Below are 15,245 nucleotides of genomic sequence, written 5' to 3' on the forward strand. Positions count from 1 at the left end.
TCAGCCTAGCCAGCCCCGGGTCGCCGGCACGGCGAGCCCGGAGTGATCAATGCGACAGGCTCAGCGACGGTCGGGACGAGCGACCCGGAGCCCCGACGGCGGTCCGGCGCCGTCCCTCAGCTCAGAGCGGCGGCCAGGGCACGGCCGGCCAGTCCCGCGACGGCTGCGGGAAGCGGCCGCGCTGGCGCAGCCGGTCGATCCGGGCCGCCAACTCGGTGATCTCGCCGAGGGTCAGGTGCCCGCTTAGTTCCTCGCCGAGCGGGCCGGCGACCTGGCGGGCGAGACAGTCGAGCGTCTCGACCACGTCGGCGGGCAGCGGCCGGCCGGCCCAGCCCCAGAGCACCGTACGCAGCTTCTCCTCCACGTGGAAGCTCACCCCGTGGTCCACCCCGTGGATCCGGTCGTCCGGGCCGATCAGCACGTGGCCGCCCTTACGGTCCGCATTGTTGATCACCGCATCGAGCACCGCCAGCCGGGCCAGCCGCGGGTCGTCGGCGTGCGCCAGGGCGTACGGGGCGCCGTCGTCGTCGCGGGCCGCCGCGACCGGAAACCATCGGGGCGGCACCGCGTCGGCCGGCACGAACCCGACCAGCGGCTCGGCCTCCTCCGGCTCGTCGATCCAGAGCTGGCAGGAACCCGGGCCGAACGGCCCCTCGCGCAGCACGGTCGGCGGCACCAGATCCCAGCCGGTGGCCGCGGAGACCAGGTAGGCGGCGACCTCGCGGTCGGCCAGGGTGCCGTCCGGGAAGTCCCACAACGGCCGTTCCCCACGCACCGGCTTGTACACGCACCGCGCGGTCGCCCCCGCCAGGGCGAGGATGCCACGCAGGGTGGTGTTCGAGGCGTCGACCAGCCGCCCCTCGACGGTCAGTTCGCCGTCCCGCAACAGGCGCAGCGCGGCGCCGCCGTCCTGCCGGGGCGCCAGGCCGGACGAGGTCACCGGTGGTAGCCGTTGTGCCGGGGGCAGAGGTGACCGGCCGGGTCGAGCGGCTGGCCGCAGAGTGGGCAGGGGGGACGGCCGGCGTTGACCACGCGCCGGGCCCGTTCGATGAAGGCGCGGGTCGCAGCGGGGGTCAGCCGTACCCGGAGCCGGTCGAGGTCCTCGTCGGGCTCGTCGTCGTCGGGCTCGTCGTCCGGCTCGCCCAGCTCGACCTCGGTCTCCGCCTCGCCGACCGCGATCGCCTCGATCACCACGGTCGCGGTGTCCGCGTCGAAGGCCAGACCCAGCGTGCCGACCCGAAACTCCTCGTCGACCGGCGTCTCCAGGGGGTCGTTGTCACCGAGCGAGGTGGGGGCCTCGGGCAGGTCGACGCCGAACCGGCGCTGCGCTTCGGTGAGCAACTCCTCCAACTTCTCGGCGAGCAGGGAGACCTGGACCTTCTCCAGCGCGACGCTGACCAGCCGGCCGCCACCGCGCGCCTGGAGGAAGAACGTGCGCTCCCCCGGCGCCCCGACGGTCCCGGCGACGAACCGCTCCGGCGGCTCGAAGGCGTGCACCTGGTGGGTCATACCCACGACCCTATCCGGCACCCCCGCGCACCGCGCACCCCACCGACCCGAATCGCGACCCGCCCACCGGCCCGGTTGACGGTCGGGCCGGGATGCCTCACCGGGCCGTCCCGGCGCCGCCGCCGACCGCGGCATCCGAGTCGGCCGGCCGGCCGCCCCGCCGGCGCCGCTTGCGCGGCGGCGGGACCAGCCCGGTCAGGTCGCCCCCGATGTCGTTGAGCCGGATCAGGAAGGGACGCAACGGGGTGTAGCGGATCGCGGTCACCGACGCCGGGTCCACCACGATCCGCTGAAAAAGATCCAGGTGTACGCCGAGCGCGTCCGCGACGATCGCCTTGATCACGTCGCCGTGGCTGCACGCCAGCCAGACCGCCTCGGGGCCGTGCTCGGCGGTCACCCGGGCGTCCCATGCGCGTACCGCCGCGACCGCCCGGGCCGCCATCTGCGCCATCGCCTCCCCCTCGGGGAAGACCGCCGCGCTCGGGTGCTGCTGCACCACCGACCAGAGCGGCTCCTTGGCCAGCTTCTTCAGCGGCTGCCCCTCCCAGCTGCCGTACCCGCACTCGATCAGCCCCTCGTCGACCAGCGGCGACGCCTGCGGCAGGGCCAGTTCGAGGGTCTGCCGGCAACGGACCAGCGGGCTGGTGACGACGGCCGCCAGCGGCACGGCCCGCAGCCGCTCACCCACCGCGCTGGCCTGGCCCCGGCCGGTCTCGTCCAGTTCGACCGGTTGCCGCCCGGCCAGGCCGCCGTCAGCGTTCGCGGTGGTACGTCCGTGCCGCAGGAGCAGAAGTGTCGCCACGCGGACCACCCTAAGTCCTGTTTCACCCGTGCCGGGTTTCATACGTGTCGGGAGAGCCGAGCCGGTGTCCAGGACCCTTGACGGTGTCGCGGCGAAGTCCCGGCGCGCGCCTCGCCACGCGGCCCGGATCGGCCGGTCACCCGCGCCGAGCGACGGCCTGTCCGGCCTGTTCCGTTCGACCGGTCCGGGGGGCGGGGCCGCAGGTGTGGGTCCGTTTCTTGTCGCTGGAGCGACAAGAAACGCACCATCGCAGGCACCTGCGCGGACATTACGACCGACGCGAGACGTTTGTCCGGTTTGCCGGGGCCACCGGTCGACTCGTGGCGGAATCCGGGACGGGGTCGGGGCGTTGTATCGGGTGGCTGACCGAGGAGGGCCGCCCGCCGCTTGCCGGCGATGAGCGCGGCCGGCGGATCCGCGGAATGATCCGCGCCGGTCGGTCGTTGAACATGGTCCCGGCGCCGCGAAGGCCCCCCGGCCCGCGAGCCCGCCGAACCGAACCCCCCGTCATTGCGCCGCAGGGCGTTGTACCCGCATGCCGATCCCCCTGGTTGTCGGCGTGTGGACGTCTACCCCCGAATGGAGCTTCGATCATGAACTCGATGCTGCGTAAGAGCGTTCTCGGTATCGCCGGCCTGGCCTTCACCGGCGGCATGTTCGCCGGCCCGATCGCCGCCCACGCGGATGCCACCCCGGTAACCGCCGTGTCGACGGCGCAGGCCGACAAGCCCGACACCGGCACCCTCACCCCACACGGCGTGCAGGGCGCGCAGTCACGCATCGACCTCAACGCCGAGCAGACCAGCAACGCCAAGGCCATCATCGCCGCCACCAAGAAGACCGGCATGGACGAACGGGCCGCAGTCGTCTCCATCGCCACCGCGTTGCAGGAATCCAAGCTGGAAAACCTGGGCCACCTCGGCGACCGCAACGACCACGACTCACAGGGCCTGTTCCAACAGCGCCCCTCCTCCGGCTGGGGCACAGTCGAACAGATCACCAACCCCGAATACGCCACCACCGCCTTCCTCAACAGCCTGAAGCAGATCGACGGATGGAAGGACCTGCCCCTGACCGTGGCCGCCCAGAAGGTACAGGTCTCGGCCTACCCGGACCACTACGCCCAGTGGGAACAGCAGGCCGCCGACCTCGTCACCCAGCACTGGAACAGCTAACCCACACACCCACCCACACCACCGGCTGGCCGGCACCCCCACCACCACGGGGCTGCCGGCCAGCCGCGCACCCGCCTCCCGACCACCAAAAGGCACCAGCCAACAACCCACCCACACCCCGGCGCCGCCCAACCACACACCCGCCGTTGTTAATAAGGGGCCCCTGCTCTACACCAGGCGTTAAGAAGGGGCCCCTGCTTACACCTCAGGTGGCGGTGATGGTGCCGGTCAGGAGGAGGGCTAGGACCAGGGTGCCGACCGCGACGCGGTAGAGCACGAAGACGTACAGGGTGTGGTGGGCGACGTAGCGGAGCAGCCAGGCGATGGCCGCGTAGCCCACCCCGAAGGCGATCAGCGTGGCGACGACCATCTGCGCGACGGTGGGCACCGAGGTGCCCGGCGCGGCCGGCTCGAAGACGTCACCGAGGCTGAACACCCCGGACATCACCACGGCGGGGATGGCCAGCAGGAACGAGTAGCGGGCCGCCGTCTCCCGGGTCAGGTTCAGGAACAGACCGAAGGTGAGGGTGGCCCCGGATCGCGACACGCCGGGGATCAGCGCCAGCGCCTGGGCGAACCCCATCACCACGCCGTCCTTCATCCGGAAGTTCTGTAGGGTCCGGGTCTGCCGGCCCCAGTACTCGGCGAACGCGAGGACGAAGGCGAAGACGATCAGGGTGGTGGCCACCACCCACAGGTTGCGGGCGGTCTCCCGGATCTGGTCCTTGAACAGGAAGCCGAAGAACCCGATCGGGATCGAGCCGACGATCACGTACCAGCCCATCCGGTAGTCGAGGCTGGAACGGACCGAGGAATCCCAGATCCCGACGACCCAGGTACGGCCGATGCGCCAGATGTCCTTGGCGAAGTAGAGCAGGACGGCCGCCTCGGTGCCCAGCTGGGTGACCGCGGTGAAGGACGCCCCGGCGTCCCGCTCGAAGAAGATCGCCGAGGTGATCCGCAGGTGCCCCGACGAGCTGACCGGAAGGAACTCGGTCAGGCCCTGGACGATGCCCAGGACGATGGCTTCGATCCAGGTCACTCCCCGACTCCCGAGAGGTCCAGCGCCTCGGCGACGCTCCGCAGGGTCCGTACCCCGCTGTCGCGGTCGGCGGCGAACAGGGTCACCGAGAGGGTGGTCACCCCGGCCTCGGCGAACTGGCGCAGCCGCTCGGCGATGCGCTCCTTGGGCCCGAGCAGCGAGGTCCGGTCGATGAACTCCAGCGGCACCGCGGCGGCCGCGTCCCGCTGCCGCTTGGCCAGGTAGAGGTCCTGCACCTCGCGGGCGGCGTCGCCGTACCCCATCCGGGTGGCCAGCTGGTTGTAGAAGTTCTGCTGCCGGCTGCCCATGCCGCCGACGTACAGGGCCGCGTACCAGCGGACCAGCTCGGCGCAGGAGTCGACGTCCTCGCCGACCACCACCGGCACGGAGGGCACCACGTCGAAGCCGGCCAGTTCCTTGCCGGCCCTGGCCCGGCCGGCGCGCACCGCGGCGAGCTGCTCCTCGGCGAACTCCGGGGCGTAGAAGACGGCCAGCCAGCCGTCGGCGATCTCGCCGGCCAGCTCCAGGTTCTTCGGGCCCACCGCGGCCAGGTAGATCGGGATGTGCTCGCGCGGCGGGTGGAAGCCGAGCCGCAGCGCCTTGCCGGGGCCGTCGGGCAGCGGCAGCGTGTAGAACTCGCCGTCGTAGGCGACCTCCTTGCGGGCCACCGCCAGTTTCACGATGTCAACGTACTCCCGGGTGCGCGCGAGGGGCTTGCCGAACCGGACGCCGTGCCAGCCCTCGGAGACCTGCGGGCCGGAGACTCCCAGGCCGAGGCGGAACCGTCCGCCGGAGAGCGCGTCGATGGTGGCCGCGGTCATCGCGGTCATCGCGGGCGTCCGGGCCGGGATCTGCATCACCGCGCTGCCGATGCCGATCCGCTCGGTCTGCCCGGCCATCCAGGCGAGCATGCTCGGCGAGTCGGAGCCGTACGCCTCCGCCGCCCACACCACCGAGTAGCCGAGCCGGTCCGCCTCCTGAGCCAGGGCCAGGTGATCAGCCGGTGTGCTCCACGCAGTCTGGTATCCGAGGCTTAGCCCGAGTCGCACAGAGTCCTCCCCCATTCGCAGTCGCATCAGGTTACGCAATGCCGGCGGTCGGGACGATCACCGCCTCACCCCCGGTGTCGCCGGCCGGCAACCGCGACCCGGACGAGCGGAAACGCGAACCGACGGGCAGACTCGACGGGAGCGAGGATATCGGTCCGGCCCCGGTACGAAATAAGGTTCACCCATGCAGCAGCGACCGCTCGGCCGAAGCGGGCTGGCGGTTTCCCGGCTCGCGCTCGGCACCATGACCTGGGGCCGGGACACCGACGCCGATGACGCGGCCGCGCAACTGAAGAGCTATCTCGATGCGGGCGGCAACCTGGTCGACACCGCCGACGTGTACGGCGACGGCGACGCCGAGTCGGTGATCGGCTCACTGCTGGGCTCCCTGGTGCCCCGCGACGAGTTGCTGATCGCCACCAAGGCCGGGCTGCGGCCGGGCGGCAGCCGGCGGCGGGACGGCTCCCGGGGGCACCTGCTGCGGACGCTCGACGCCTCGCTGCAACGGCTCGGCACCGACTACGTCGACCTGTTCCAGGTGCACGGCTACGACCCGCATACCCCGCTGGAGGAGACCCTGGCCGCGCTGGATCACGCGGTGGCCAGCGGCCGGGTGCGCTACGTCGGGGTGTCGAACTTCTCCGGCTGGCAGACCGCCCGGGCGGCGGCCTGGCAGGCGGCCTGGCCGGGGCGGGCCCCGGTGGTCGCCGCCCAGGTGGAGTACTCGCTGCTGGAGCGGGGCGTGGAGCGCGAGGTGCTGCCGGCCTGCGAGGCGCTCGGGCTGGGGGTGCTGCCCTGGTCGCCGTTGGGTCGGGGGGTGCTCACCGGCAAGTACCGGCACGGGCGGCCGGCGGACTCCCGGGCGGTGTCGCCGCATTTCGAGCGCTTCGTCGCCACCTACCTGGAGCCGCGCTGCTCCAGCATCGTCGAGGCGGTGGCCACCGCCGCGGGCGGCCTCGGCGTCTCGCCGCTGGAGGTGGCGTTGGCCTGGATCCGGGACCGGCCCGGGGTGACCGCGCCGATCCTCGGCGCCCGCACGGCCGGGCAGCTGCTCGGCGCCCTCCAGGTGGAGCGGATGACCCTGCCCGAGGAGATCACCACGGCCCTGGACGACGTCTCGGCGCTGGAGGTCGGTTACCCGGAGCGCGACGGCTGACCAGCCCGTTCCCGGCGTCGCCGGCCCGCCCGGCGCGGTGCGGGTCACCCGCTGGAGGGTGGCGCGCAGGGGTCGGGATGGGCAGCATAGGGCCCATGGACTACGAATACGCGCCGCTGCGGCTACCGCCGAACGTCGACCGGTTGACCGCCGCGGCGCAGCTGGCGATCCAGGCGGAGTTCTCCGGATGGGAGCTGGCCCGGGTGCGGCTGTTCCGGGACGGCACGCGGCAGGTCATGCTGCGCCGTCGCCGGATCAGCCCACCGCAGCCGGGCCTGTCGTACTGAGCCGGTTCCCGCGGGGACCGGGATCGGGCGGACCGATCCCGGTCACTTCCGGCGCTTTCAGTGCACGTGGTCGTGCTCGTCGTCGAGTTCCATGAACGGGTGCTCGTCGAGCCGGCCGACCAGTCGGTCGTCGGCCGCCGGCTGGAACGGGCCCGCCGGGTCGTCGTCGTCGAAGGACTCCAGGTCGACCGGGGTGCCGACCTCACTGACCATCACCACGCCGTCGAGCGGTTCCAGCTCCGGCACGTCGAGCGCGCCGAGCGAGCCGTCGCCGCTCTGCAGCAGCTCCAGCACCGCCTCGCCGACGCCCTCCACCGGCGGCACCTCCTCGTCGGCGGGGACGCCCTCGCGGCGGGCGGACTCGGCGATCCGGATCAACGCGGAGACGCTGGGCACCCGGTAGTCGCGTCGCTGGCGTACCGAGATCACCTGGGGGTGCGGATCGGTCGGCTCGACCCCCTCGGCACCGCCGAAGCGCTGGTCGGCCTCGTCCGGGTCGATCGACTCGACGTCCCAGGGCGTGACCTCTCCGAAGGCGTCCATGAGCTTCTCGTCGTAGGCGAACGACGCGTTGTTCAGCGCGACGTACGCCTGCCAGACGTCGTCGTCGTCGATCCGGCCCTGCGCGGCGCGGACGGCGGCCAGGTGGTGGCGGGCCGCTTCGATCACGCGCTCGAGGGCGGCGTCCAGCTCACCGTTCTGGTCGGTCATGTGAGGCGTCCCCTTCAGGAAGTACGCAGGAACCGGTCGAGAACCCGCACGCCGAACTGTAGTCCGTCCACCGGAACCCGCTCGTCGATGCCATGGAACAACGCGGAGAAGTTCAGGTCGGCCGGCAGTCGCAGCGGCGCGAACCCGAAACACCTGATGCCGAGCTGGGCGAACGCCTTGGCGTCGGTGCCGCCGGAGAGCATGTACGGCACCGGTCGCGCCCCCGGGTCCTCGGCCCGCAGCGCGGCGGACATCGCCTCGACCAGGTCACCGTCGAAGGTGGTCTCCAACGCCGGCTGGCGCTGCACGTACTCGATGGCGATGTCCGGGCCGACCAGCTCGCGCAGCTGCCGCTCCAGCAGCTCGGACTGCCCGGGCAGGCTGCGGCAGTCGATGGTGGCGGTGGCCCGGCCGGGGATGACGTTGTCCTTGTAGCCGGCGTCGAGCCGGGTGGGGTTGGCGGTGTTGCGGATGGTGGCGCCGATGATGTTGGCGATCGGGCCGAGCTTGGCGATGGCGGCCTCCGGGTCCTCCGGGTCCAGCTCGATGCCGAGCACCTCGGAGACCTCTTCGAGGAAGGCGCGTACGGTGTCGGTGACCACCACCGGGAAGCGGTGCCGGCCGATCCGGGCCACCGCCTCGGCGAGCGCGGTGACCGCGTTGTCGTCGTGCAGCATCGAGCCGTGCCCGGGCCGGCCGCGGGCGTGCAGCCGCAGCCAGTCGATGCCCTTCTGCGCGGTCTCGATCAGGTAGAGCCGCCGCGACTCGTCCACCGTGTACGAGAAGCCGCCGACCTCGCCGATGCCCTCGGTGCAGCCGTCGAAGAGCTCCCGGTGCCGGGTGGCCAGGAAGTGCGCGCCGTACTCGCTGCCCGCCTCCTCGTCGGCGGTGTACGCGAGCACGATGTCGCGCGCCGGGCGGACGCCGCTGCGCTGCCAGTGCCGCACCACCGCGAGGACCATCGCGTCGAAGTCCTTCATGTCGATGGCGCCCCGCCCCCACAGGTAGCCGTCGCGCAGCTCACCGGAGAAGGGGTGCACCGACCACTCGTCGGCGTCGGCCGGTACGACGTCGAGGTGGCCGTGCACCAGCAGCGCGCCCCGGCTCGGGTCGGTGCCGGGGATCCGGGCGACCACGTTGGCCCGCCCGGGGGCGGACTCGTGGAGCACCGGTGCGATGCCCACCTCGGCCAGTTTCTCCGCGACGTACTCGGCGGCGCGGCGTTCCCCGGCGCTGGTCGCGTTGTCGCCCGTGTTCGTGGTGTCGATGCGCAGCAGGTCCCGGCAGAGGTCGACGACCTCGTCCGTCGGCGCGGGGAGGGCGGGGTGGGCGTCGCTCGTCATCAGCCCTTCATACCAGCCGGCCGGGCAGCCGTGCGCAGGCCGGGTGCGGCTCGCCCGAGGTGCCGGTTTCGGTCCGGACGGGTACGGGTACTGTCGCGCGCGACCCGATCGTCGTCGCTCTGCCCGCCAGTCGAGGAGGACCATGTCCGTCCACCTGCCGCCGCTGCCGCCCACGCCCGGCGACGGATACCAGCCCGCCGGGCGCAGCATCGCCGCCACCATCGCCGACGAGCACCAGCAACTGCTGGAGCTGACCCGGCGGCTGACCGGGCCGGAGCCGGATCCCGCGCACGGCCGGGAGATCCTCGTCGCCGCGTTGTCCCGGCACCTGTCGGCCGAGGAGCAGTACCTGCTGCCCGCCATCCGCCAGGCCCTGACCGACGCCGACGGGCCGGTCGGTGAGGTGCTGGCCGGTGACGCCGCCCTGCTGATGGCGCTGCGCGGGCTGACCGACGGCCAACTGGCCGTGGTGGCCCGCCTGGTCGAGGCACACGTGGTGGCGGTCGACGCGCTGGTCGACCGGCTCTGTGCCGCCGCCACCGAGGAGGAGCTGATCCGGCTCGGGAACCGGCTGGAGATCGCCGAGGAGGCCGCGCCGACCCGTCCGCATCTGCGTGTCCCGCACACCCCGCCGTGGAACCGGATCATCGAGCCGGCGGTCGGCCTGGTGGACAAGGTCCGGGACGCGGTCACCGGCCGGCACACCCAACTCAGCGAGCTGACCGAGCCGCCGCCGCGCTGAGAGTCAAGGTCGTTGATCCGTCCGGGCCCTTCCGCCGGCTGCTCCGTGGCCCTACCGTCACGTTATGAATCTGGAGTTGCGCCACCTGCGGGTGGTCTGCGCCATCGCGGAGACGGGGAGCGTGACCAAGGCGGCCTCGACGCTCGGCCTGGCCCAGCCGGCGCTGACCGCCCAGCTCCAGCGCATCGAACGCACCCTCGGCGGGCCGCTGTTCGATCGGGACCGGCGCGGCGCCCGGCCCACCGCCCTCGGCGAGCTGGTGCTCGCCCGGGCCCGGGTGCTGCTGCCGGCCATGAAGGGCCTACAGGACGAGGCGGCCCGCCTGGCCGGGGCCGGGGACACCCCCCGCCGGTACCGGTTCGGTGGGGTCAACAGCCCGATCCTGGGTCGGCTGGTGCACCGGCTCGCCGCCGAACACCCGCAGGCGCAGATCACCACGTACGCCTCCTGGTCGGTCGACGAGCTGGCCCAACTGGTCACCGGCGGGCGGCTGGACTACGCGCTGACCGGGGTCTGCGGGGACTCGACCCCGTCGGCGGACTACGGGCTGAGCTGGCAGGAGGTCGCCGTCGACCCGGTGATGGTGCTGCTGCCGGAGTCCCACCCGCTGGCCGCGCGGGACGAGGTGGCCCTGGCCGACCTGCGGCACACGCAGTGGGTGGCGGCGCCGGGAGACGGCTGCTTCGGCGACTGTTTCGCCGCCGCCTGCGCGCGGGCCGGCTTCACCCCCCGCAAGGTGTACGAGGCCGACGTGCGCAGCTGCATCGACCTGGTGGACGCCGGTGAGGCGGTGGCGCTCTGCCAGGCCACCTTCCGCCCGGTGGCGGGCCTGGTGACCCGACGGTTGGTGGGCGCACCGCTGCGCTGGCGGCTGATGCTGGGCTGGCATCCGGAATCCCCCGCCGCCCGGATGGCCGACCTGGTGCTGGAGACGGCCCTGGCGGCGTACACCGACGCCCTCGCCCCGCACCCGACGTACCTGGCCTGGCTGCTGCGCAACCCCACGTTCGGGGTGCGGCGCCCCGCGGTCGCGGCCGCCGGCCGGGTGGTGCGAACCGCCTGAGCGCGGGTAATGGGCGGGCATGACCGACCTCTATCCCGCCGCCGACGACCGTGAACTCCTGCGCCAGGCGGCCGCCGCGCACACCGCCGCCGTCCGGGAGGTGGAAGCCTTCCTGCGCCGGTTGCCGGAGGTGCCCGACCCGGCCGACCTGACCGAGTACGCCGCGCTGCTCAGCCGCGAGGAACAGACCCGCGCCGACCGGCAGGCCGTCGCGGAGACCGCCGGCCTGGCCATGGCCAGCCTGGAGACCGAGTAGACCGATGGCACACGTGACCCCGGCACCGTCGCAGGTGCCGGGGCCATGGCCGGTGTCAGCGTTCGACGAGCACGTCGTGGCCGAGGTCGAGCAGGGAGTGCCGCCACTCGTCGTCGGCGTTGCCGCGGCTCGGCTTCGCCGCGCTCAGCGACCGGATCCGGTCGATGGCGTCGCGCATCACCTCGACGTCCTCGGGCGTCAGGTCGACCTTGCGCTTGCGCAGCACGGCCAGGATCTGCCGGCCCGGTTCCGGCAGGTCCAGGTCCGGATCCGGGCCGAACGCCTCCTCGCCGGAACCCCGGGTCAGCAGCCACTGCCGCAGCTGCTCGGACGGCACGTTGACCTCGACGTGGAAGTCGTCCCACAGCACTTCCACCTCGGGGTCGAGTCGCTGCTCGCGTACCATCAGGCCTCCTCTCCGGGCGGCGACCCGGACCCCTCCGGGCGCCCCTCGTCGGTCTGCCCGCCCAGGCCCTCCGGCGGCACCTGCACCCGCGCGGGGTTCGCCGTCGGCGGGGCCAGGATCGGGTCGCTGCGTTCGTCGTCGTCCCGGGTCTCCTCCGGTTCGGTCATCGATGCCCTTCCGGTCAGCGGGGATGCGAGGTCGTGGCCGCGGCGTGGCCCCGCGCGCCGGCCGTCACGTCGAAGGTGAGCTGCCCGTCCCGGGCGTCGACGGTGACCCGCTGGCCGGAGGAGAGCTGCTGTTGCAGCAGCATCCGGGACAGCTGGTTGTCCACCTCGCGCTGGATGACCCGGCGCAGCGGCCGGGCGCCGAACTCCGGCTGGTAGCCGTGCTCGGCGAGCCAGTCGGTGCCGGCGGTGGTGAAGTCCACCTCGATGTCCTGGGCGTGCAGCCGGCGACGGGTCTCCTCCAGCAGCAGCTCGGTGATCTGCCGTAGCTGCTCGGCCTCCAGCCGACGGAAAATGATCACCTCGTCGATCCGGTTCAGGAACTCCGGCCGGAAGTTCTCCTGTAGCCGGCGCATCAACCGTTCCCGCAGCTCGTCACTTTCCTGCTCGGTGCCGGGCGCGCCGGTGCCGAAGCCGACCGCGCGTTGGCTGCCGGTGATCAGCTCCGAGCCGAGGTTGCTCGTCATGATCAGAACGGTGTTCTTGAAGTTGACCGTCCGGCCCTGGCTGTCGGTGAGCCGCCCGTCGTCGAGCACCTGCAACAGGATGTTGAACACGTCGGGATGGGCCTTCTCGATCTCGTCGAGCAGCACCACCGCGTACGGGCGGCGGCGCACCGCCTCGGTGAGCTGGCCGGCCTCCTCGTACCCGACGTAGCCCGGTGGCGCGCCGACCAGCCGGCTGACCGTGTGCCGCTCCTGGAACTCGCTCATGTCCACCCGGACCATCCGGTCGGCCTCACCGAAGAGCGCCTCGGCCAACGCCCGACCCAACTCGGTCTTGCCGACCCCGGTGGGGCCGAGGAAGAGGAAGCTGCCCATCGGGCGGTTCGGGTCGGCCAGCCCGGTACGGGAGCGGCGCACCGCCTCGGCCACCGCGCTGACCGCGTCGTCCTGCCCGACGACCTTCTCGTGCAGGTGGCCCTCCAGCCGCAGCAGCCGGTCCCGCTCCTCCTCGGTGAGCTGGCTGGCCGGGATGCCGGTGGCCCGGGAGACCACCTCGGCGATCTCGTCCGGCCCCACCTCGGGCACCTGGGTGCCGCTGCCGTCGTCGCCCCGGGCCCGGCTGACCTGACCCTCCAACTCGGAGACCTGGTCGCGCAGCGTGGAGGCGCGTTCGTACTGCTCGTCGGCGACCGCCTGCTCCTTGTCCCGGCGTACCTCGTCGAGCCGCTGCTCCAGATCCCGCACGTCGGCGGCGGGGGTGCGGGTGCGCAGCCGCACCCGGGCGCCGGCCTGGTCGATCAGGTCGATCGCCTTGTCCGGCAGGTAGCGGTCGGTGAGGTACCGGTCGGAGAGTTCGGCGGCGGCGACCAGCGCCTCGTCGGTGAAGCGCACCTGATGATGGGCCTCGTAGCGGTCCCGCAGGCCACGCAGGATGGCCACGGTGTCCTCGACCGTGGGCTCGGGCACGAAGACCGGCTGGAACCGCCGGGCCAGCGCGGCGTCCTTCTCGATGCTGCGGCGGTACTCGTCGAGGGTGGTCGCGCCGATCACTCTCAGCTCGCCGCGGGCCAGCGCCGGCTTGAGCATGTTGGACGCGTCCATGCCGCCCTCGCTGCCCGCGCCGCCGGCGCCGACCAGCGTGTGGATCTCGTCCAGGAAGATGATCAGCTCCTCCCGGTGCGCCCGGATCTCGTCGATCACCTTCTTGAGCCGCTCCTCGAAGTCGCCCCGGTAGCGGGTGCCGGCGACCAGCCCGGCCAGGTCGAGCTGGATCACCCGCTTGCCGATCAGCGTCTGCGGCACGTCGCCGTCGCAGATCCGCTCGGCCAGGCCCTCCACGATCGCGGTCTTGCCGACGCCGGCCTCACCGATCAGCACCGGGTTGTTCTTGGTACGCCGGGACAGGATCTCCACCGCCTGCTCGATCTCGTCGGCGCGCCCGATCACCGGGTCGATCTGGTCGTTGCGGGCCAGCTCGGTGAGGTCCTGGCCGTACTGGTCGAGCGTGGGCGTACCCCGGTCCAGCCGTGGGGTGGCGCCCGGTCCGCGCTCGGCGTTGGCGGCCTGCAACGACTCCGGCTGGATCCGGCCGGCGGCGAGCATCCGGCCGGCCGGCGACTCGGGGTTCAGCGGCAGCGCCATCAGGATGTGCTCGGGGCCGATGTAGTTCGCGCCCATCGCCCGGGAGAGCTGATGGGCGTCGAGCAGCGCCCGCTTGGCCGCCGGGGTGAGCGACAGATTCGGCGGGACCTCGCCGTGCGGGGCGCCGTCGCCCCGCCCGCCCAACGCGTTGACCAGGGTGTCCGGATCCGCGCCGGCTCTGCGTACCAGATCACGCAGCTGCTCGCGCTGCAACGCCGCCCACAGCAGGTGGTCGGTGTCCAGGTCGTTGCTCTTCTTCTGGGCCGCCCGGCGCGCGGCGTCGGCCAGCATCTCCCGGGCGTCGGCGGTCATCAGCCGGGTGATGTCGACCCGGTGCGCCGGCCGGCGTCCGCCCTCGCCCCGACCGAAGTACCGGGCCAGGAACTCGTCCCACGGGTCGGAGCCGAAGTCGCCGGGTCCAATCATGTCTGTCCTCCGCGGTCGGGCGCGAGACGGTCGGCACGGGCTACCCCGCCATCGGCCGGACAAACTCCCCCGCCCGGCACCGGCGCGCCACCTGCGGGACGGCCGCGGCGTGGGCGTCGGGCGGATCGGGAGGCGGGATGGCACGCTGGGCGGATGGATCGAACACCACTGCTCATCGTGGATGCCGCCAACGTGGTGGGATCCCGCCCGGACGGCTGGTGGCGGGACCGCGCCGGGGCCACCGCCCGGCTCCGGGACACCCTGGTGCCGTTGGGCGGGCGCGGGGTGCCGCCGGACCTGCCCCCGCCGGTCGAGCTGGTGCTGGTGGTGGAGGGCGCCGCCCGGCACGTCCCCGGGGTCGACGGTGTGCGGGTGGTCTCCGCCGCCGGTTCCGGTGACGACGCCGTGGTCGACCTCGTCGCCGGGGCCGCCGGCCGACGGCGGCTGGTGGTCACCGCCGACCGGGCGCTGCGGGAGCGGGTCGTCGCCCTCGGCGCGGAGGTGCACGGTCCACGTTGGCTGCGGCACTGACCCTGGTGGCGCTAAGTGATCTTCCGACCGCGGGTCCCACGAATCGGACTCGCGGCGCCTCCGGTCGACAACCGGTCAGCGAGGCAGGAACACTGACAGGGCGCATGTTCGTTCCCCGACCGGCATAGGCTCTAATGGAGTCCTCCCCGCCCCCAGGAGGTTCCGCGTGGCGAGCGTCGCCGAGCTCAAGGCAGCCATCGATGTCGCGCTTCAGCAGATCGGTGACGGCCAGAGCGCCGTGCAGGCCGCCGGCGAGAAACTGGCCGAGGCGCAACAGACCCTCGCGGGCGCGCTGGAGGGCAGCGGCCACACCACCGTCGAGGCGGCACAGGCGTCATTGACCCAGGCCAGCCAGGAGTTGGAGGAGTGCCTCGCCGCGACGCTCGTCGCGGTCGAGCAGGCCCAGCAGTACGTCGCGACGCTGTAGGGGCCGGGG

General features: G+C 72.7%; 18 protein-coding genes. 8 read left to right on the top strand and 10 right to left on the bottom strand.

Going from position 1 to position 15,245, the window contains the following annotated elements; genetic code table 11:
• Positions 1-121: 121 nt before the first annotated feature.
• The 3 genes from ACQPYA_RS20100 to ACQPYA_RS20110 all read right to left on the bottom strand — a co-directional run bounded on the left by ACQPYA_RS20100 (position 122) and on the right by ACQPYA_RS20110 (position 2,320).
• The gene (locus tag ACQPYA_RS20100; RefSeq protein WP_433528641.1) at positions 122-940 is read right to left on the bottom strand and encodes an SCO1664 family protein; all 819 of its coding nucleotides are present in this window, start codon (positions 938-940) and stop codon (positions 122-124) included.
• On the bottom strand, positions 937-1,509 hold the full coding sequence (locus ACQPYA_RS20105; protein ID WP_433528642.1) for a DUF3090 domain-containing protein: 573 nt from the start codon (positions 1,507-1,509) through the stop codon (positions 937-939). Before ACQPYA_RS20105 ends, ACQPYA_RS20100 begins: the two co-directional genes overlap by 4 nt.
• 97 nt (positions 1,510-1,606) lie before the next feature.
• On the bottom strand, positions 1,607-2,320 hold the full coding sequence (locus ACQPYA_RS20110) for an MSMEG_4193 family putative phosphomutase (RefSeq protein WP_433528643.1): 714 nt from the start codon (positions 2,318-2,320) through the stop codon (positions 1,607-1,609).
• A gap of 584 nt (positions 2,321-2,904) precedes the next feature.
• On the opposite strand from ACQPYA_RS20110, the gene ACQPYA_RS20115 reads away from it, so the two are divergent.
• A complete protein-coding gene (locus tag ACQPYA_RS20115) occupies positions 2,905-3,486 on the top strand; it encodes a hypothetical protein (protein ID WP_433528644.1) in 582 nt (193 codons plus the stop codon).
• Positions 3,487-3,691: 205 nt separating this feature from the next.
• On the opposite strand, the gene ACQPYA_RS20120 is transcribed toward ACQPYA_RS20115, so the two are convergent.
• Positions 3,692-4,528 carry an undecaprenyl-diphosphate phosphatase gene (locus ACQPYA_RS20120; protein WP_433528645.1) on the bottom strand — a complete coding sequence of 279 codons (837 nt, stop codon included), beginning with the start codon at positions 4,526-4,528 and terminating at the stop codon, positions 3,692-3,694.
• A complete protein-coding gene (locus tag ACQPYA_RS20125) occupies positions 4,525-5,577 on the bottom strand; it encodes an LLM class F420-dependent oxidoreductase (RefSeq protein ID WP_433528646.1) in 1,053 nt (350 codons plus the stop codon). Before ACQPYA_RS20125 ends, ACQPYA_RS20120 begins: the two co-directional genes overlap by 4 nt.
• A 184-nt stretch (positions 5,578-5,761) precedes the next feature.
• Between ACQPYA_RS20125 and ACQPYA_RS20130 the strand changes: the two genes are divergently transcribed.
• Both ACQPYA_RS20130 and ACQPYA_RS20135 read left to right on the top strand, forming a co-directional pair.
• Positions 5,762-6,733: an aldo/keto reductase gene (locus ACQPYA_RS20130; protein ID WP_433528647.1), complete on the top strand. Its 972-nt coding sequence runs from the start codon at positions 5,762-5,764 to the stop codon at positions 6,731-6,733.
• Positions 6,734-6,828: 95 nt separating this feature from the next.
• Entirely contained in the window at positions 6,829-7,020 is a 192-nt protein-coding gene (locus ACQPYA_RS20135) for a DUF5703 family protein (protein ID WP_433528648.1), read from the top strand.
• Between the two features lie 57 nt (positions 7,021-7,077).
• On the opposite strand, the gene ACQPYA_RS20140 is transcribed toward ACQPYA_RS20135, so the two are convergent.
• Together ACQPYA_RS20140 and ACQPYA_RS20145 are read right to left on the bottom strand one after the other, a co-directional pair.
• Complete coding sequence (locus ACQPYA_RS20140; RefSeq protein WP_433528649.1) at positions 7,078-7,731, bottom strand: hypothetical protein; 654 nt, start codon at positions 7,729-7,731, stop codon at positions 7,078-7,080.
• Between the two features lie 14 nt (positions 7,732-7,745).
• Entirely contained in the window at positions 7,746-9,074 is a 1,329-nt protein-coding gene (locus tag ACQPYA_RS20145) for a M20/M25/M40 family metallo-hydrolase (protein ID WP_433528650.1), read from the bottom strand.
• Between the two features lie 142 nt (positions 9,075-9,216).
• On the opposite strand from ACQPYA_RS20145, the gene ACQPYA_RS20150 reads away from it, so the two are divergent.
• The 3 genes from ACQPYA_RS20150 to ACQPYA_RS20160 all read left to right on the top strand — a co-directional run bounded on the left by ACQPYA_RS20150 (position 9,217) and on the right by ACQPYA_RS20160 (position 11,135).
• Positions 9,217-9,816, top strand: a complete 600-nt coding sequence (locus ACQPYA_RS20150; RefSeq protein ID WP_433528651.1) for a hemerythrin domain-containing protein — start codon at positions 9,217-9,219, stop codon at positions 9,814-9,816.
• Between the two features lie 64 nt (positions 9,817-9,880).
• Positions 9,881-10,879 (top strand): LysR family transcriptional regulator, encoded by a 999-nt coding sequence (locus ACQPYA_RS20155; RefSeq protein ID WP_433528652.1) that lies wholly within the window; start codon positions 9,881-9,883, stop codon positions 10,877-10,879.
• Between the two features lie 19 nt (positions 10,880-10,898).
• A complete protein-coding gene (locus ACQPYA_RS20160; RefSeq protein ID WP_433528653.1) occupies positions 10,899-11,135 on the top strand; it encodes a hypothetical protein in 237 nt (78 codons plus the stop codon).
• 55 nt (positions 11,136-11,190) lie between these two features.
• On the opposite strand, the gene ACQPYA_RS20165 is transcribed toward ACQPYA_RS20160, so the two are convergent.
• From ACQPYA_RS20165 to ACQPYA_RS20175, 3 genes are read right to left on the bottom strand one after another with little or no spacing between them, the layout of a single operon-like run.
• Positions 11,191-11,541, bottom strand: a complete 351-nt coding sequence (locus tag ACQPYA_RS20165; protein WP_433528654.1) for a DUF3140 domain-containing protein — start codon at positions 11,539-11,541, stop codon at positions 11,191-11,193.
• Positions 11,541-11,708, bottom strand: a complete 168-nt coding sequence (locus tag ACQPYA_RS20170) for a hypothetical protein (RefSeq protein WP_433528655.1) — start codon at positions 11,706-11,708, stop codon at positions 11,541-11,543. The genes ACQPYA_RS20165 and ACQPYA_RS20170 overlap by 1 nt, the downstream gene beginning before the upstream one ends.
• A gap of 14 nt (positions 11,709-11,722) precedes the next feature.
• On the bottom strand, positions 11,723-14,278 hold the full coding sequence (locus ACQPYA_RS20175) for an ATP-dependent Clp protease ATP-binding subunit (protein WP_433528656.1): 2,556 nt from the start codon (positions 14,276-14,278) through the stop codon (positions 11,723-11,725).
• A 153-nt stretch (positions 14,279-14,431) separates the two neighbouring features.
• Between ACQPYA_RS20175 and ACQPYA_RS20180 the strand changes: the two genes are divergently transcribed.
• On the top strand, positions 14,432-14,809 hold the full coding sequence (locus ACQPYA_RS20180; RefSeq protein ID WP_433528657.1) for a hypothetical protein: 378 nt from the start codon (positions 14,432-14,434) through the stop codon (positions 14,807-14,809).
• 166 nt (positions 14,810-14,975) lie between these two features.
• Entirely contained in the window at positions 14,976-15,236 is a 261-nt protein-coding gene (locus tag ACQPYA_RS20185; RefSeq protein ID WP_131053345.1) for a hypothetical protein, read from the top strand.
• Positions 15,237-15,245 lie beyond the last annotated feature (9 nt).

Source organism: Micromonospora sp. CA-263727 (assembly GCF_050942455.1).
Taxonomy (GTDB): Bacteria; Actinomycetota; Actinomycetes; order Mycobacteriales; family Micromonosporaceae; genus Micromonospora.